General features: G+C 68.7%; 17 protein-coding genes. 7 read left to right on the top strand and 10 right to left on the bottom strand.

The annotated features are described in order from the left end of the window. Positions 1-83: 83 nt before the first annotated feature. From FDA38_RS35345 to FDA38_RS35355, 3 genes are read left to right on the top strand one after another with little or no spacing between them, the layout of a single operon-like run. A complete protein-coding gene (locus FDA38_RS35345) occupies positions 84-1,172 on the top strand; it encodes a hypothetical protein (RefSeq protein WP_137258562.1) in 1,089 nt (362 codons plus the stop codon). Continuing rightward, complete coding sequence (locus FDA38_RS35350) at positions 1,169-1,687, top strand: YciI family protein (RefSeq protein ID WP_137258563.1); 519 nt, start codon at positions 1,169-1,171, stop codon at positions 1,685-1,687. The genes FDA38_RS35345 and FDA38_RS35350 overlap by 4 nt, the downstream gene beginning before the upstream one ends. 42 nt (positions 1,688-1,729) lie before the next feature. Then, positions 1,730-3,322: a purple acid phosphatase family protein gene (locus FDA38_RS35355; protein WP_137258564.1), complete on the top strand. Its 1,593-nt coding sequence runs from the start codon at positions 1,730-1,732 to the stop codon at positions 3,320-3,322. Here the strand turns inward: FDA38_RS35355 and FDA38_RS35360 are convergent. Beyond that, positions 3,294-3,989 (bottom strand): alpha/beta fold hydrolase, encoded by a 696-nt coding sequence (locus tag FDA38_RS35360; RefSeq protein WP_137258565.1) that lies wholly within the window; start codon positions 3,987-3,989, stop codon positions 3,294-3,296. The two genes, FDA38_RS35355 and FDA38_RS35360, sit on opposite strands and share 29 nt — an antisense overlap. Further along, positions 3,986-4,408: a MarR family winged helix-turn-helix transcriptional regulator gene (locus FDA38_RS35365; protein ID WP_137258566.1), complete on the bottom strand. Its 423-nt coding sequence runs from the start codon at positions 4,406-4,408 to the stop codon at positions 3,986-3,988. The genes FDA38_RS35360 and FDA38_RS35365 overlap by 4 nt, the downstream gene beginning before the upstream one ends. Positions 4,409-4,501: 93 nt before the next feature. Between FDA38_RS35365 and FDA38_RS35370 the strand changes: the two genes are divergently transcribed. Further along, positions 4,502-5,389 (top strand): LLM class flavin-dependent oxidoreductase, encoded by an 888-nt coding sequence (locus FDA38_RS35370; protein ID WP_137258567.1) that lies wholly within the window; start codon positions 4,502-4,504, stop codon positions 5,387-5,389. Here FDA38_RS35370 and FDA38_RS35375 read toward each other — a convergent pair whose 3' ends face one another. The 3 genes from FDA38_RS35375 to FDA38_RS35385 are packed head-to-tail and all read right to left on the bottom strand — an operon-like array spanning position 5,390 to position 7,485. Further along, positions 5,390-6,262: an aldo/keto reductase gene (locus FDA38_RS35375; protein ID WP_137258568.1), complete on the bottom strand. Its 873-nt coding sequence runs from the start codon at positions 6,260-6,262 to the stop codon at positions 5,390-5,392. Further along, positions 6,259-6,942: an RraA family protein gene (locus FDA38_RS35380; protein ID WP_137258569.1), complete on the bottom strand. Its 684-nt coding sequence runs from the start codon at positions 6,940-6,942 to the stop codon at positions 6,259-6,261. Before FDA38_RS35380 ends, FDA38_RS35375 begins: the two co-directional genes overlap by 4 nt. 33 nt (positions 6,943-6,975) lie before the next feature. Further along, positions 6,976-7,485, bottom strand: coding sequence for an AAA family ATPase (locus FDA38_RS35385; RefSeq protein WP_233715120.1), 510 nt, complete (start codon positions 7,483-7,485; stop codon positions 6,976-6,978). A gap of 111 nt (positions 7,486-7,596) precedes the next feature. Here FDA38_RS35385 and FDA38_RS35390 point away from each other — a divergent pair, with 111 nt between their 5' ends. Next, positions 7,597-8,853 (top strand): AlkA N-terminal domain-containing protein, encoded by a 1,257-nt coding sequence (locus FDA38_RS35390; protein WP_137258570.1) that lies wholly within the window; start codon positions 7,597-7,599, stop codon positions 8,851-8,853. On the opposite strand, the gene FDA38_RS35395 is transcribed toward FDA38_RS35390, so the two are convergent. Beyond that, positions 8,832-9,581, bottom strand: coding sequence for an isocitrate lyase/PEP mutase family protein (locus FDA38_RS35395; RefSeq protein WP_137258571.1), 750 nt, complete (start codon positions 9,579-9,581; stop codon positions 8,832-8,834). The genes FDA38_RS35390 and FDA38_RS35395 overlap by 22 nt on opposite strands. Continuing rightward, positions 9,578-9,880, bottom strand: coding sequence for a putative quinol monooxygenase (locus FDA38_RS35400; RefSeq protein WP_170989984.1), 303 nt, complete (start codon positions 9,878-9,880; stop codon positions 9,578-9,580). The genes FDA38_RS35395 and FDA38_RS35400 overlap by 4 nt, the downstream gene beginning before the upstream one ends. A gap of 159 nt (positions 9,881-10,039) precedes the next feature. Between FDA38_RS35400 and FDA38_RS35405 the strand changes: the two genes are divergently transcribed. Further along, positions 10,040-10,834 carry a class I SAM-dependent methyltransferase gene (locus FDA38_RS35405; RefSeq protein WP_137258573.1) on the top strand — a complete coding sequence of 265 codons (795 nt, stop codon included), beginning with the start codon at positions 10,040-10,042 and terminating at the stop codon, positions 10,832-10,834. On the opposite strand, the gene FDA38_RS35410 is transcribed toward FDA38_RS35405, so the two are convergent. The 3 genes from FDA38_RS35410 to FDA38_RS35420 form a co-directional block, all read right to left on the bottom strand. Continuing rightward, complete coding sequence (locus FDA38_RS35410) at positions 10,817-11,623, bottom strand: TrmH family RNA methyltransferase (protein ID WP_137258574.1); 807 nt, start codon at positions 11,621-11,623, stop codon at positions 10,817-10,819. The genes FDA38_RS35405 and FDA38_RS35410 overlap by 18 nt on opposite strands. A 9-nt stretch (positions 11,624-11,632) precedes the next feature. Then, positions 11,633-12,811: a hypothetical protein gene (locus FDA38_RS35415; RefSeq protein ID WP_137258575.1), complete on the bottom strand. Its 1,179-nt coding sequence runs from the start codon at positions 12,809-12,811 to the stop codon at positions 11,633-11,635. 66 nt (positions 12,812-12,877) lie between these two features. After that, positions 12,878-13,876, bottom strand: coding sequence for a LacI family DNA-binding transcriptional regulator (locus tag FDA38_RS35420; protein ID WP_137258576.1), 999 nt, complete (start codon positions 13,874-13,876; stop codon positions 12,878-12,880). Between the two features lie 124 nt (positions 13,877-14,000). Here FDA38_RS35420 and FDA38_RS35425 point away from each other — a divergent pair, with 124 nt between their 5' ends. After that, on the top strand, positions 14,001-15,827 hold the full coding sequence (locus FDA38_RS35425; RefSeq protein WP_137258577.1) for a glycoside hydrolase family 127 protein: 1,827 nt from the start codon (positions 14,001-14,003) through the stop codon (positions 15,825-15,827). The last annotated feature ends 2 nt before the right edge of the window (positions 15,828-15,829 follow it).

Genomic DNA, 15,829 nt, shown 5'->3' on the forward strand with positions numbered 1-15,829 from the left:
GCCTGTGCGCCACGCCGGTGGGGAATAGGGTCTGCTTGGGCGGGAGTTGTCGGTTATGACGGAGTGTCCGAGCGAGGAGAGCAATGAAACCCACTGAGTTCGTCAAGGTGAACGCACAGTTCTGGGGGGAGCACCTGAAGGAGGCGGCCGGGCACCTGCCGGTGAGCCACCGGGGTGAGCTGGCCGGGCCGATGCTGTTCCCGCGGATGATGGTGCTGACCGAGACGCCGGACTGGAACATCCTCGAACTGGTCGGACTGAGCCGTGAGTACCGCAGCCCCGAAGTACGGCGGCAGAAGCGGGCGAGCGTCGAGGAGTACTTCGGAGTCGGCGAAGGCACCGTGGTCGCGAACCTCGAAGGGCAGAACTGGTTCAAGGACGCGACGATCGCGACCGAGCAGGGCCGGCAGTCGCTGGACAAGCGGTTCCCGACGGCGGCGAACATGCTCGGCACCGAGGTGGTCGGCCCCGCGGACGAGCTGCTGCGGTTCGCGCCGGGCAACTACTCGACCTTCGACCGGACGCTGCTCGTGCACGGCACCGGCGACTCGCTGCGCGCGCACTGGGTGTTCTTCGCGCTGGCGATCCACCGCTCGGAGCCGGTCGACAAGTACCTGGACTTCCTGCGCAACTACTCCAACTCGCAGCCGCACCTCGACCCGATCGGCACGATCAGCCTGCCGGTCGACCCGGCCGAGCTGAAGGCGGACGCGTTCGACAGCACGTACCTCGCGCACGGTCTGCAGGACGCGACCGTCGACGAGTTCCTCGAGAAGCACGAGAGCATCCTGCTGTCGACGTTCGGCGCGACCCGGTTGCTCCGCCAGCCGTCGCTCGACGACGACCTGCAGCCCGACTTCATCCTCGAGCGCGCCGACGGCCGTCACATCGTCGGTCGCCTCGAGCTCCCGGTCGTCGATGTGGTCAACGGCAAGAAGCGTCGTCGCTCGTTCCGTACGCCGATCCTCGAGAGCGCCGCCGAGCTCGAGCAGTACGCGGAGTACTTCGGCACCGCGGACAACCGCTCGCAGGTGAAGTCGAAGTACGACGTCGAGGTGACCGACCCGCGGCAGCTGCTGATCGTCCCGAGCCAGGAGACGGTGGTGCCCGCGGTCGGGGTGGAGATCGTCGACTACGACACGATCCTGCGTCTGCACCTGGCCGGCCAGTGACGCAGTACTTCGTCCACGGCCGCGATCGGGCCGGCACCGGCGACCTGAAGGGGCGGCTGACGGAGGAGCACTGGGCCTTCATGGACCGGTACGCCGAGGAGCTGATCGCCCGCGGCCCGACCCTCACCGAGGACCGGGAGGAGTCGACCGGCAGCCTGCACATCGTCGACCTCCCGGACGACGAGGCCCTGAAGACCTTCGCGTACGACGAGCCGTACTACCTCGGCGGCGCGTTCGACACGGTCGAGCTGTACCGCTTCCACAACCACACCGGCCGCACGATGTGGGAGTTCACGACCGCCGTCGAGGGCCTGGGCCGCTACCTCGTCCTCACCAAGGACGGCCCGCGACCGCTGACGTCGGACCACCTGATCGTGTACGGCGACCTGCTCGACGGCGACGTACACGTAGGGCGAGCGGGTCTGGTCGAAGCGCCCGACGCGGCAGCTGCGGCCGAGTTGCTGCAGGCCGCGGACGCCGAGGTACATCCCTGGGAGTTCGGCGGCAGGCGGTAGTGAATTGGCCCCGGATTCATCTGGGGCGCTCAGCGTGACAGTGTGATCGATGACGAAGAGCTGTTCGAGTCGCACTTCTCACGGCGTGGAATTCTCGCGTCTGCCGCGGTCGTCACCGGCGGGGCCCTGCTGACAACCGCAGCGCCCGCCCAGGCCGCTCCGGTCCTGCAGTCCGCGCCTGCCGCCGACCCGGTCACCACACCCCGGGTCGGCGGCCTGCATCTGCAGTTCGGCGCCGACGCGGCGTCGGAGGTCGTCGTCTCCTGGCACAGTCGCCAGCCGGTACGACGGCCGCGCGTCCTGCTCGGTGGTCCGGACGGGGACTTCGAGCGGACCGTGACCGCGGTCAGCACCAGCTACACCGACGCCAAGTCCGGGCAGAACGTGTACGTCCACCACGCCCGGATCAGCCGGCTGCGGGCGAACAACGAGTACGTGTACGCCGCCGTACACGAAGGGGCCGAGGCCGAGTTCGGGACGTTCCACACCGCGCCGAAGGGCCGGGCCAAGTTCACCTTCACCAGTTTCGGTGACCAGGGCACGCCGACCCTGGGCAAGCGGTACGTACCGCCGCCCGGTGTGACGATCCCGAACCCGCCGTTCGTGAACGACAACCTCGGCTCGCCGGCCGCGGGCGACGTCACTGCCGGGGTCGAGCGGGTCCGTCCGCTGTTCCACCTGTTCAACGGCGATCTCTGCTACGCGAACCTGGCCGACGATCGCGTGCGGACCTGGAACGACTTCTGGGAGAACAACACCCGCAGCGCACGCAACCGCCCGTGGATGCCGTCGGCCGGCAACCACGAGAACGAGCTCGGCAACGGCCCGATCGGCTACGAGGCGTACCAGACGTACTTCTCGCTGCCGCGCCAGACCGGTCAGACGGACGTGACGCGCGGACTCTGGTACGCGTTCACGGTCGGCTCGGTGCGCGTGATCAGCCTGGCGAACGACGACGTCTGCTACCAGGACGGCGGCAACAGCTACGTCCGCGGGTACTCCGGCGGCGCGCAGAAGGCCTGGCTGGAAAAGGAGCTCAAGGCAACGAATGCGAATCGCGACATCGACTGGATCGTGGTCTGCATGCACCAGGTCGTGGTCAGCAGCGCGGACCAGGCCAACGGCGCCGACCTCGGCATCCGGCAGGAATGGGTGCCGCTGTTCGACAAGTACGGCGTCGATCTCGTGGTCTGCGGGCACGAGCACCACTACGAGCGCTCGCACCCGATCCGCGGCCAGCAGCCCAACCAGACACTGACCCCGATCCCGGCCGCAACGCGGACCGATGTCGTCGACACGTCGAAGGGCACCGTCCACATGGTCATCGGTGGCGGCGGTACGTCGGTGGGCTCGAACGGCGTGCTCTTCAACCCGCCGGCCTGCCGCGTCATCACCTCGGTCGGCGCACCGGATCCGACCACCGGCAAGCGTCCGCCGGTCTACGTCACCGAGCCGGCCCCCTGGTCCGCCTCGCGCAACGCCGCCCACCCGTACGGCTTTGCTGCGTTCACGGTCGACCCCGGTCACCCCGGCGGTCAGACCACGATGGCGGTCACGTACTACGACGTACTCGGGCCTGGCGGTGAGCTGTCGGAGTTCGAGTCGTTCACTCTGAAGCGACCGCGCCGCGGCTGATCAGGCAGTCCACGACGGCCTGGGCGACGCGCCGACCATCGGCCGACGCGTCGCCCAACCCGCAGGTGGAATGGGTCAGGCCCGCGAACTCGAGGTACGTGAAGCCAATGCCTTCCAGGACGGGCTTGAGCCTGCGAAAGCGACGGATCGCTGGGTCCTCGGTGCCGAGGTACGCGATCTTCGCGCCCGGGTAGAGCCGGAGCTCGTGGTGCCAGTCGTACGAGCGATAGCTCCGCCAGAACTCCAGCGCGGGTCGGGGGAGCCGTGGCTCGCGTTCCATCCGGCGCATTTCTCCGTCGGCCGGAAAGCCGATCGGCGGGACACCGCCCATGACGAGCGCAGTCGCGCGATCCGTCGACCGGGCGGCGATCGCGGACATGCAGGCCGGCTGTGAGAAACCCCAGACGGCGAACTGGTCGATGCCCTCGCGGTCCAGCACCTTGAGGACCTGGTCGCCGATGTTGCCGAAGTCGTAGGCGTTCGGGCGGTCGCTGGCGCCGAAGCCGACCGGGTGGATCTGCAGGACCCGGAATCGTTGGGCGAGCCAATCGGCGATCGGGAAGTCGGACGGTCGGCGGTTGTTCTTGATCAGTACGACGGCCGGGCCGGAACCGCTTGCTCGGTAGGCGATGCGGGCGCCGGCGTGGTCGGCGAACTGGTAGGTCACTGGGTGAGGATCGACTTCAGGGCCGTGGTGAGGGTTGTGCGGGTGGCGGCCGGGAGGTCTCCGGTCAAGGTCGCGATGCGGTCGACGACCGCGTCGTGACATTGGTGCGCCAGGTCCTTGCCGGCGGGGGTGAGCTCGATGCGGCAGGCGCGGCGGTCGGCGGGGTTGGCGACGCGGGCGACGAGGTCGCGGCGTTCGAGGCGGTCGACCATGCTCGTCAGGCTGGAGCGCTCGATGCTCAGGATGCGGCTGAGCTCGGTCATGCCGAGCGGGCCGGTGATCAGGACGCAGAGCAGATGAGCCTGCTGCGGGGTCAGGCCGAGCGGCCGGCTGGTCTCGGCGTGCAGGTCCTGCAGCCGGTGCATCGTCTGGACCAGCGCACTCGCGAGGTCCGAATCCCGAGCCGTCGTCGTCACCATGACCCCATGGTAGTCCGGTGGCCGGATAGTTCGTAGGCACGATAGTTCGTGGTGCTACTGTTTAGGTGTTCGAACTATCTGAGAGGCGACGACATGACTGTGCGTTTCGGTTACGGCTCACCCGACCACCTGCGCGATGTGGATGCGATTCTGCGGCTGGCCGCGCAGGCGGATCGCGACGGCCTCGACCACGTCAGCCTGTCGGACCACCCGTACGTCCCCGACCTGCTCGAGGGGTACGCCGCGATCGCGTTCATCCTCGGCCGGACCGAGCGCCTGTCCGCGTTCGTCAACGTGACCAACCTGCCGCTGCGGCCCGCGCCGGTTCTTGCCCGTACGGCGACGTCGCTGTCGGCCTTGTCCGGCGGGCGATTCGTGCTGGGTCTCGGCGCCGGTGGCGCGTGGGACCGGATCACCACGATGGGCGTGCCGGAGCTGCGTCCCGCCGAGGCGGTCGAAGCGTTCGAGGAAGCCATGCAGTTGGTGCATTCGATGTCCGACGGCGGGCACCCGGAGCCGACCAAGCACTACCCGATCGGCGCGCTCCGGCCGGCCGCCGTACCAGCGCCCTTGATCTGGACCGGCTCCAAAGGCCGCAAGTCGCTCGCGGCGACCGGTCGGCACGCCGACGGGTGGATCCCCGGCCACGCTGCGGACTGGCTGAGCGACGGCTACCTCCAGGCCCGCCCGGTCATCGACGAGGCCGCGCTCGCGGTCGGCCGCAAACCGTCCGACATCGCGACCGTCTACAACTTCCCCGGCGCGATCACCGCTACCCCACTCCCTCGAACCCGAGACGAAGAGGGTCGCTGGATCGGCGGCTCACCGGCGCAGTGGATCGAAGAGCTCACCGACGCCATCCTCAACCACAATGCCGCCGGCTTCACCCTCTTCCCCCGAGGCACCGACCCGTACGACGTCCAGCTGACCCGCTGGTCCCAGGAGATCGTCCCCGCCGTCCGCGCCGCAGCCTCGGTCTGATCAGCCCAGGCTCGCGAGCTCCTCGGCGCTCAACTCCAGACCGCCCGCCGCGATGTTCTGCTCCAGGTGGGCGGGGTTGCCGGTGCCGGGGATGGCGAGGATGTTCGGGGAGTGGTGGAGGGTCCAGGCGAGGCGGACCTGTTGCGGGGTGACGTTGTGGGTGATGGCGATCTTCTCGATGGCTGCGGAGTGGTCGGCGGTCGCGCCACCCTCGCGCGACGAGCCGGCGATGGCGAAGAACGGGACGTAGGCGATACCCCGGTCCGCGCAGAAGCCGATCAGTTCGTCCTCGTCGCCGCGTAGATCGACGGAGTAGCTGTTCTGTACGCAGACCACCGGCGCGATCGCGAGCGCTTCCTCGACATGGTCGAGCCGGACGTTCGACACGCCGAGCTGCCGGATCAGGCCTTCGTCGCGGAGGGCGGCGAGCCAGCCGAAGCGTTCGGTGATCGAGTCGTCGCCGGGCTTCTTCATGATCCGCAGGTTGACCACGTCGAGGGTGTCGACGCCGAGCTGCCGCAGGTTCATCTCCACCTGCTCCCGCAGTTCGGCGGCCGTCGTCGCGTTGTAGAACCCGCGCTCGGCATCCTCACCCGGTCCGACCTTGGTCGTGATGACAAGCCCGTCCGGGTACGGCGCCAACGCTTCGCGGATCAGCTCGTTCGCGTGCCGCTTCTCGCCCTCACCCACTCGCAGGGTCCCACCCGGCGACGCGTAGAACGCGGCCGTGTCGATGTGGTTCACGCCGAGCTCGACCGCGCGACGCAGTACCGCGATCGCGACCGACCGGTCCGGGTTCGCCGTGATCCGCATGGCGCCGAAGCCCACCCGGTTCACGGTCACGTCGCCCAACTGCCAGGTCCCTGCGCTCATTCCTCGATCGCTCCTCTCACCGCACGAAGATGTTGCCGGAACGTCAGCGACGGATCAGCCGCTCGCGCGGTCAGGAACTCCGCGAACCGCACCTGCTCCCGCAACGACCGCCCGGCCCGGATCTCGTCCGCCTGCCGATGCTCGGTGTCGCGGATCGATTCCGCCAGCCCGAACAGGTCCTCCACCCGATCCGCCGGTACGAAGATCGCGCCGTCCTCATCCGCGAGTACGACGTCGTCCCGCGTCACCGTCCACTCGCCGATCGTTGCCTTGGACAACGCATCGTCGGGCTGCGGGTCGAGCCGCAACGGGCCGGTCGGCAACGCACCCAGGCTGAACACCGGCATCCCGATCGCGGTGATGTCGACCGTGTCCCGGTGCAGTCCCCAGATCACGATCCCCGCGATCCCGGCAGCTGCAGCCTCCAGCGCGACCAGATCGCCGACACAGGCCTCGTCCCGCCGGCCGCCGTTGTCCACGACGAGTACGTCGCCCGCCGCCGCGGACTCGAACGCCTCCAGGAACACGTCCACGCTGCCCACATGCTGAGCCGGCAACACCCGCCCCGCGACCCGCTCACCGACAACCGCCGTCAACGACACCGTCCGCACCGGCACACCAGCCCGCACACACGCATCGGCAACATGCGCCGTCGTCAACGCCGCAAACCGCTCCAGCATCCCCAGCCCCTCTCGATCGATCCGGGATCGACCTTAGGACAGGAAGGCAAGGATCTCGTCGAGAGACGGCTCACGGGTGGTGTCGACGGTGATGGACGGGACCGGCAGATCGACCGGCTGGAAGGAGTTGTGCGTCCGCAGCCGGGCGTCCGGGCTGATCTGCGCGTCCTCGTGCGCCGAGCGGCGCGGATCCGAGGTGGTACGGGCGTTGATCCGCGCCAGTGCGACCTCGGCCGGCACCTCGCAGTGCACGATCCGGATGTCAGCGCGGCCGAGCAGCGGCGTCAGCCCGGGGTTCCACAGCCGGTCCTGGAACGCCGCCTCCGCGACCACCGTCGTACCGCGGCCGACCAGCAGACCGATCACGTCGAAGAACGTCGACAGTGTCCGCATCGTGAGCGGGTCACCGGGACCAGGGACGAATCCCGGTGTCGCGTGCGCCATGCCTTCCTTGATCTCGTCGCGGCAGATCGCCGGGCAGCCGATCGCGGTCGCGATCCGGTGCGCCAGAGTGGTCTTCCCGGTTCCGGGCGGACCGCTCACCACGACAAGCATAGGTTTGGAATGCACTCGCCGTACCTTATCGGTGACGGTCGGCGCGCGGTGTAAAACCGAGGTCAGGAACTGTCGGTGGGCGTGATTAGCGTTGGATGCGTGACGACGTACTCCGCTGTTCGGACGACCGGCATCTACTGCCGGCCCGGTTGTGGGGCCAAGCCGCTCGCGGAGAACGTGAGCACCTTCGAGCTGCCCGCCGCCGCGGAGGCGGCCGGATATCGCGCCTGCCTGCGCTGCCGTCCGTACCGGGTGGCGGGGACGGTTGCCGACGAGGCGCCCGAGTTGGTCTGTCGTGCGGTGCAGTTGATCATCACCGGTCTGCTGGACGAGTCCGGGGAGGAGGCGCTAGGGGAGCGGCTCGGGGTGTCCGCGCGGCATCTGCGGCGAATGTTCAACGAGCACCTCGGTGTCACGCCGGACCAGTTCGCGCGGTCGCGGCGGGCGCATTTCGCGCGGCGGTTGCTGGACGACACCGACCTCAGCATCGCGGACATTGCGTTCGCGTCGGGCTTCGGCAGCCTGCGGCAGTTCAACCGGGCGATGCGCGAGATCTTCCGGGCGTCACCGCGCGAGCTCCGCGACCGGCGGCGTCGCGGCGATCGCTTGGCCGCCGACGGGGGATTGGTGCTGCGGTTGCCGTTCACGCCGCCGTACGACTGGGAGGCGATGTGCGCGTTCCTGCGATCGCGCGCGATCCCAGGAGTGGAATCGGTCGAGGGCGGTGTCTATCGGCGGACGATCTCACTCGACGGTGAGCCCGGGGTGCTGGAGGTGGGTCAGGGTGGCGATGATCATCTGATCCTGCGAGCGCACCTTCCGTACTGGGAAGGCGTCATGCATGTCGTGGACCGGGCCGCGTGTTTGGTCGGTCTGGACTGTGAGCCGGTGCGTGCTCGTGAGCACCTGGCGGCGGATCCGGAGTTCGGGCCGTTGGTTGCGGCTCGGCCGGGGGTTCGGGTGCCCGGTGCGTGGGGGCCGTTCGAGGTTGCTGTTTCGGCGGTAGTGCGGGATCAGTTGCCGCCGGAAGACGCGACCGATGCGCTTCACAAGCTCGTCGAGGTGTACGGCGTACCTGTGCCGGGGCTCGCTCATGGGCTGACTCACGCGTTCCCCGGACCGGCAGCCCTGGCAGACGCGGAGCTGGTCGGGCCGCTCGCGCGAGAGGTTGCTGATGGCAACATTGTTCTCGATGGTGAGGTGAAGACGTTGGCGCGAGTGATGCGCAAGCGTGCGGCGGAAGAGGTCGCGCTCCGCCTCGGTGCCCGCGACGCCTGGCCGCTGCCGGGCGCGAGCGAGCGCCTCCGCCCGTGGCGCTCGCTCGCCGCCGTCTATCAACTGGTCAACGAGTTGTAGGTGCCGGCGTTCAGGAGTTCCTTCGCCGCAGCCGTGGCCAGCGCGTAGGCCGCACCCGTGATCGCCGGGCCGACGCTGATCCGGGCGACGCCGAGTTTCGCGAGTTCACCGACCGACGGAGCGCCCGGGCCGACCATCACGTTGAGCGGCAGCGGTGACCCCTCGACCAGTTCCGCGATCGTCGCCGCGTCCACCACACCGGGTACGAACAGGACGTCGGCGCCCGCATCGGCGTACATCTTCGCGCGTTCGAGTGTCCCGGTCTTGTCGCCGAACAGATAGGTGTCCGTCCGCGCGTTGATCACCAGTTCGATGCCTGCGGCAACAGCCGCCGCGCGCGCCGCCTTGATCCGCTCGACGTGCACCAGCGCATCATCAACCACCCGCCCAGTACTGTCCTCGAGATTCACGCCGACGACGCCGGCCTCGAGTACGCCGGCCACTGTGCCCGCGACATCGCCGTACCCGGCCTCGATATCCGCCGTCACCGGCACCGAGACCGCCGCACAGATCAACCGCAGCGCCACGACCGCGGACGATTGATCGAGCCCGCCCGCGTCATCGACACCATGCGCCCAGGCGACACCCGCGCTCGTCGTCGCGATCGCCTTCGCGCCCGCGGCCTCGATCGCCCGTGCCGAACCCGCGTCCCACGCGTTCGGCAGCACCAGCGGCGGCTGCTCGTGCAGCGAACGCAACTGCCGTGCCAACTCGTTCTGCGTGCTCACAGGCTGACCAGCAGCTCGTGGTCGATCTCGACGAACTCGACGATCAGGTCCGCGAACCGCCCGGCGATCAGTTCCTTGTACGCCGACGACCCGGTGTGCGCGTCGTACGCCGCCTGGTCCGCGAAGTGCTCGACGAACAACAGGTAGTCGGGCTTCGCCGGGTCGCGGTACACGCGGAACGACAGCGTGCCCTCCTCCGTGCCCGGCCCCTTCGGCCCGAACTCCTGCACGATCGCCTCGGCCGCGGCCTGGTTGCCGTCCTTCAGCTTGATCGGAAACACCTTTGCCAGCATCTGCATCCTCCTGAGGTTTTGTTCCTCAAGATTCGCCCGCCGGCGGGCCGCTGGTCTGGCCATATTCGGTCATGTACGTCGTCTCGTATCTCAAGACGATATGTCTCATAAATCAAGATTGTGGATTAGCGTGGAGACTGTTGAGAGAGGGCAAAGGAGCCTGGGATGAACAACGTGTACACACACGGACATCACGAGTCGGTACTGCGATCGCACACCTGGCGCACCGCCGAGAATTCGGCCGGCTATCTGCTGGCGCACCTGCGGCCGGGGATGTCGTTGCTCGACGTCGGCGCCGGTCCCGGCACGATCACCGCCGACCTCGCCCGCCTGGTCGAGCCCGGCCGGACCACGGCGCTGGAAGCCAACGACGCCGCTCTCGACATCACCAAGGCGACGTTCGCCGACCTGGACCTCGAGGTGGACTTCGTCGTCGGCGACGTGCACGCGCTGGACCTGCCGGACGACACGTACGACGTCGTACATGCGCACCAGGTCTTGCAGCATGTCGCAGATCCCGTGCAGGCGTTGCGCGAGATGCGCCGGGTCTGCAAGCCGGGCGGGATCGTCGCCGTACGCGACTCGGATTACCACGGTTTCGTCTGGTATCCGGAGCTGCCCGAGCTGGACGAGTGGATGGCGCTCTACCAGCGGATGGCCCGTGCCAACGGCGGCGAACCGGATGCCGGTCGGCGTCTACTGTCCTGGGCTCTCGCTGCCGGTTTCGAGCACGTCGATGCGACCACGTCGACCTGGGCGTTCACCAACCCCGAGGATCGTGCGTTCTGGGGCGGCATGTGGGCGGACCGCATTCTCAAGTCCGCGCTCGCGGATCAAGCCCGGGCAGCCGGCGTACCGGAGCAGCAGCTAGAGGCGATCTCGCAAGCCTGGCGGACCTGGACGGCCACGCCGGACGCGACGATTTCGATCCTGCACGCCGAGCTACTGTGCCGCGCGTGAACGCTGGCGCGAGATCTCGTACAGCACTGCGGTTGCGGCGTTGGCCGCGTTGAGCGAGCTGGCTGAGCCGGTGATGGGGATGCGGACCAGGTGGTCGGCTGCTTCTCTCCACGCCGTGCTCAGACCGGCCGTCTCGTTGCCGATCAGCAGCAGGACGGGCTGCGTGAAGTCGAAGTCGTAGACGTCGGTCGGCCCGTGCTCATCGGTGCCGACGACAACGATCGGCACGGATGAACGTCGTACCCAGTCGAGCACCTCGCGATGGGAAGGTGCGCGTACGGCGGGAACCGCGAACAGCGAGCCCGTCGTCGCGCGGACCGCCTTCGGGTCGTACACATCGGCCGCATGTCCGGTGACGATCAGGCCGTCGGCGCCGAACGCGTCCGCGGACCGGATGATCGACCCGATGTTCCCCGGCCCGGTCGGCCGGTCGAACACGACGCCGAGGAACTCCGGCCCGACCGGGATCCGATCGAGATCGTCGGCGGGCAGCTCGAGTACGGCGATCAGCTCGGGATCGTCCTTCTCGCCGAGCTCCGCCAGCAGCTCGGGCGCCATCGCGACCCGCTCGACATCAGGCAGGCGCTGCAGCAACTCGGACGCCCATTTCGACAGCGGCCGGGAGGCGTCGGTGATCACCGTCCGCACCGGCCAACCGTTGTCTACGGCAACAGAAATCGGCCGGACGCCCTGGACCAGGAACTCGCCGGCGCGCTGCCGCTTGGTCCGATTGGTCAGCGACGCCTGCCACACCTGGAACCTGGCGTTCCGCGACGAGATCCGTTGCACAGAACCACCTTAGTGGGCACGCCTCCGTCGTCGGCCGCGGTGCCTGAGCCGGAGCGCGCCCCACAGGATCAACGCCGGCAACCAGAGCACGACCAACCACGGAAGCCGCCACCAGCCCGAGCCGCCGTCGAGCCTCGGCTGCTCGGGTGCGACCAACGGCCGGGCGGAGGTCGACCAGGCCAGGAACGCATCCCCGATCGGCACCGCCCCGAACACGTACCGCTTGGTCTTCAGCCCGCTGAACGGCAGCCCGATCAGCTCACCTTCACGCGAGAGCCGGTCGCCGAGCGGATCGTTGTGCACCCGCGCCGCACCCATCGCGACCACTGTCGCCGACAGACTCATCCCGAGCACCAGCGGCCCGGAGTCGACATCGCCCTTACCGCCGGTGCCCTTCGGGTACTCGCGGACGCCGGCCCCGGTGACGAACTTGTCCTTGAAGATCTCGTACTGCGTGCGCGCGAACGTCGGGTCGATGTCGACCAGGAAGCGCTGGATCATCGCCTGCGACGAACCGCGCGCACCCGACAGCTGGGGCGCCACCTGGTGTGGCAGCAGCCCGGTCGCTGGATCGAGCTTGGTCTTCGCCATCGTCACCCAGTTCCGGGCGATCTGCCCGAACCGCGGCGCGATCAACGCGTCGTACTGGCGGAGGGAAGCGATCGCGACAGCCGAGTCGACCGGCCAGGCCTGACCCGGGTACGCCGCGAGGAACGGCGTCTTCGCGGTCCGGAACGCGGTGGCGAGCTCGACCGACTCGCTGGTGAACGTGTCGAGGTCGGCCGCGTCGGAATGGCCGAGCGCGATCAGACCGCCACGCAGCCAGTTCGTCCAGCCCGCGTAGAAGACGCCGTACTGCGGTTGCAGCGACGCGTCGAACGGCGCCGTACCGTCGGCGGAGGCGAGTCGGTCGAGGGACCAGCGGACCTCGGCGGTCGCATCGGCGGACCGTACTGGATCGTCGAGGCCGACCTGGACCCAGCTGAGACCGTAGAGCGCGTTCAGAAAGAAATAGCCTTCCGGAAACTGTTTCTGCGCGGCCCGATCGGCTCCGCCCGAGATCTCGGCGCGCAGGAACGCCAGCTGTTTCACTACGCCACCGGTGGGATCAAGAACCAGGCGTGCGGTGCCCACCCCCGCCACCAGAGTGGCGATCACCGCTACGCCGATCACGAGCTTGCGCAGCACCCGCACCAATCTAGGGGGCGTTCGGCGACTACTGGGAGTCGCCGAGGTGACGTTCAGGTGCCCAGGTCAGGTGCCCAGCGTCGATTCGCGGGTGATCAGGCGGGTGGGGAGTTCCATCGGGCCGGGATGGGCCGAGCCGGCGATCGCGTCGAGGAGGAGGTTCGCCGTACGGCGGCCGAGCTCCTCGAGCTCCATGTCGACGGTGGTCAGCGGCGGCCGGCTGGCGAGCGCCATCACCGACCAGTTGTCGTAGCCGGTGACCGCGATGTCGTCCGGGACCGAGCGGCTCAGCTCGCGCAGACGGTCGCAGACCCCGCGAGCGATCTGGTCGCTTCCGCAGGCGATCGCGTCGACGGCGGGTTGCGCGCGCAGCAGTACGTCGACCGCGTGCCGGCCCCAGCGTTCGCTCCACTCGCCGTGCAGCGGCTCGCCGGCGAACGCGTCGCCCGCGGCCTCGATGGTGGCGGCGGCGCGGACCCGCGCGCTGTGGTGGGAGTCCGGCCCGGTGACGTACGCGATCTTCGAGCGGCCGAGTGACAACAGGTGGCGCACGGCCGAGCCGGCGCCGCCGTGGTCGTCGACGATCACCGACGTGTCGTCCGGATCGGTCGACGGGCTGAACGCGTAGATCACCGGGATCGGTACGTCGATCGGCGCCCGCGGCTCGGTCCGCCGACCCGTGACGATGATGCCGTCGACCCGGCGGGACACCAACGACTTCAGGTAGTGCTGCTCGCGGAGCGGGTCGTCGCGGGTGTCGCACAGGACGAGCGCCATCTCGCCGGCGCTCAGTGCGTCCTCGGCGCCGAGCATGATCGGGATGCTGAAGCGGCCGGAGCTGTCGGTGGTGATCAGCCCGACCGTGAAGCTCCGCCCGGACGACAACGCCCGGCCGCGGCTGTCCGGCGTGAATCCGAGCTGCTCGGCGGCCCGGCGTACGCGCTCGCGGGTCTCCTCGCGGAGCTGGCCGGTGTCGTTGAGCGCCTTCGACGCCGTGCTCGTGGAGACACCCGCCAACGCGGCCACATCGGTGATCCGAGGCTGCGAGCGCAGTGATGACGCCATCCGGCAACTCCTTTCCGGGGTTTCCGGAAGTCTAGCCCCAAGGGTTGACGTTGTGCTGCAGCGGCTCTACCTTCGTGCAGGAAAACGTGTTCCCGATTTTCCTAAACTTCAGGAGACACGCGATATGAGCGCAGCCCCCCGCAGCCCGGCCGCCAGCACCAAGGGGCGCCGCCGCCCGCTCGGACTCGGCCAGGCCACGATCACCGGTGGCTTCTGGGCGCCACGGCAGACCCGCAACGGTCTGGACGCGATCCCCAGCGGCCAGGACCAGCTCGAGAAGGCCGGCAACCTGCAGAACCTCCGCCTCGCCGCGGGGATCGGCGAGGGCGAGGCGATCGGCCCGATCTTCGCCGACTCCGACGTCTACAAGTGGCTCGAGGCCGCGGCCTGGGAGTACGGGCGCAACCCTGACGAGGACCTGCTCAAGCGCATCCGCGACCTGACCGCGGTGGTCGCGGCCGCGCAGCGCGAGGACGGGTACCTCGACTCGGTCGTCCAGCTCCGGTACGGCGACGAGGGCCGGTACCAGCAGCTCGTCTGGAGCCACGAGCACTACTGCGCCGGCCACCTGATCCAGGCCGCGGTCGCGCAGGTCCGCTGCACCGGCGATACCGCTCTGCTCGACGTCGCAACCAAGCTCGCGGATCATCTGGTCGCGACGTTCGGCGACGGCAAGACCGTTGACGTCGACGGTCACCCGGTCATCGAGATGGCCCTGGTCGAGCTTTATCGAGAAACGGGTACGGCGGCGTACCTCGACCTGGCCAAGTGGTTCGTCGAGGCGCGCGGTCACGGGATCATCGAGAACCACGGCCACTCGCCGACGTACTTCTCCGACCGCGTCCCGGTCCGCGAGGCGACCACGGTCGAGGGGCACTCGGTCCGCGCGGTCTACCTTGCCGCGGGCGCGACCGACGTCGCGCTGGAGACCGACGACGCCGAGCTGCTCGAGGCGCTGAAGCGGCAGTTCGACCACATGTGGTCGACCAAGACGTACGTCACCGGTGGTCTCGGTGCGCGTTGGGAGGGCGAGGCGTTCGGCGACGAGTACGAGCTGCCGACGGACCGCGCGTACGCCGAGACGTGTGCGGCGATCGGCGGGATCCAGTGGGCGTGGCGGATGCTGCTGGCGACGGGCGAGGCGTCGTACGCGGACGCGATCGAGCGGATGCTCTACAACGGGTTTCTCGCAGGTGTGTCGCTGTCGGGTACGGAGTACTTCTATGTGAACCCGCTGCAGCTGCGCGGGGCGGCGCACCCGGACAACGGACGGAGCCCGGCGCACGGTCGGCGCGGCTGGTTCGACTGCGCCTGCTGCCCGCCGAACATCATGCGCACGCTGTCGAGCCTCGACGGCTACCTGGCGACCACCACCGACGACGCCATCCAGATCCACCAGTACGCAACCGGTGTGATCGGCGATCTGCAGGTGGAGACCGCCTACCCGTGGGACGGCACGGTCCGCATCACGGCTCCGAAACCGACCGTTGTCGAACTCCGCATTCCTGCGTGGGCAGAAGGTGCCACCGTCAACGGCGAGCCCGCCGAACCCGGCACGTACGCCCGCGTCACCGGCACCGATATCAACCTCCAGCTACCGCTGCAGCCCAGGGTGGTCGGCGCAGATCCCCGGATCGACGCGGTTCGCGGCTGTGTTGCTCTCGAGCGTGGTCCGCTCGTGTACGCCGTCGAGCAGGCGGACAACTCCGCGAACGTGGACGACGTACATCTGTTGCCCGAGGCACCTACTGCTGAGACTTCGGAGCTTCTGGACGGGGTGACTGTGCTGAGAGCCCAGGGACGTGTTGGGGTTGGACATCAACCCGGCTGGTCCTTCCGGCCCGGGGTCGAGGACGCCACCGGTGACGAGGTCGAGGTCGTGGCGGTGCCGTATTACGCGTGGGCGAACCGGGAGATCGGTGCCATGCGTGTCTGGCTGCCCAGGGGCTGATC

The sequence above is a fragment of the Kribbella jiaozuonensis genome, assembly GCF_005233875.1.
In the GTDB taxonomy this organism is placed as follows: Bacteria; Actinomycetota; Actinomycetes; order Propionibacteriales; family Kribbellaceae; genus Kribbella; species Kribbella jiaozuonensis.

Excerpts from the sequence above, each read along its gene's own strand:
- FDA38_RS35345 (WP_137258562.1), top strand. The coding sequence starts at position 84 with ATGAAACCCACTGAGTTCGTCAAGGTGAACGCACAGTTCTGGGGGGAG.
- FDA38_RS35365 (WP_137258566.1), bottom strand. The coding sequence starts at position 4,408 with ATGGTGACGACGACGGCTCGGGATTCGGACCTCGCGAGTGCGCTGGTC.
- FDA38_RS35370 (WP_137258567.1), top strand. The coding sequence starts at position 4,502 with ATGACTGTGCGTTTCGGTTACGGCTCACCCGACCACCTGCGCGATGTG.
- FDA38_RS35375 (WP_137258568.1), bottom strand. The coding sequence starts at position 6,262 with ATGAGCGCAGGGACCTGGCAGTTGGGCGACGTGACCGTGAACCGGGTG.
- FDA38_RS35380 (WP_137258569.1), bottom strand. The coding sequence starts at position 6,942 with ATGCTGGAGCGGTTTGCGGCGTTGACGACGGCGCATGTTGCCGATGCG.
- FDA38_RS35400 (WP_170989984.1), bottom strand. The coding sequence starts at position 9,880 with ATGCAGATGCTGGCAAAGGTGTTTCCGATCAAGCTGAAGGACGGCAAC.
- FDA38_RS35405 (WP_137258573.1), top strand. The coding sequence starts at position 10,040 with ATGAACAACGTGTACACACACGGACATCACGAGTCGGTACTGCGATCG.
- FDA38_RS35420 (WP_137258576.1), bottom strand. The coding sequence starts at position 13,876 with ATGGCGTCATCACTGCGCTCGCAGCCTCGGATCACCGATGTGGCCGCG.
- FDA38_RS35425 (WP_137258577.1), top strand. The coding sequence starts at position 14,001 with ATGAGCGCAGCCCCCCGCAGCCCGGCCGCCAGCACCAAGGGGCGCCGC.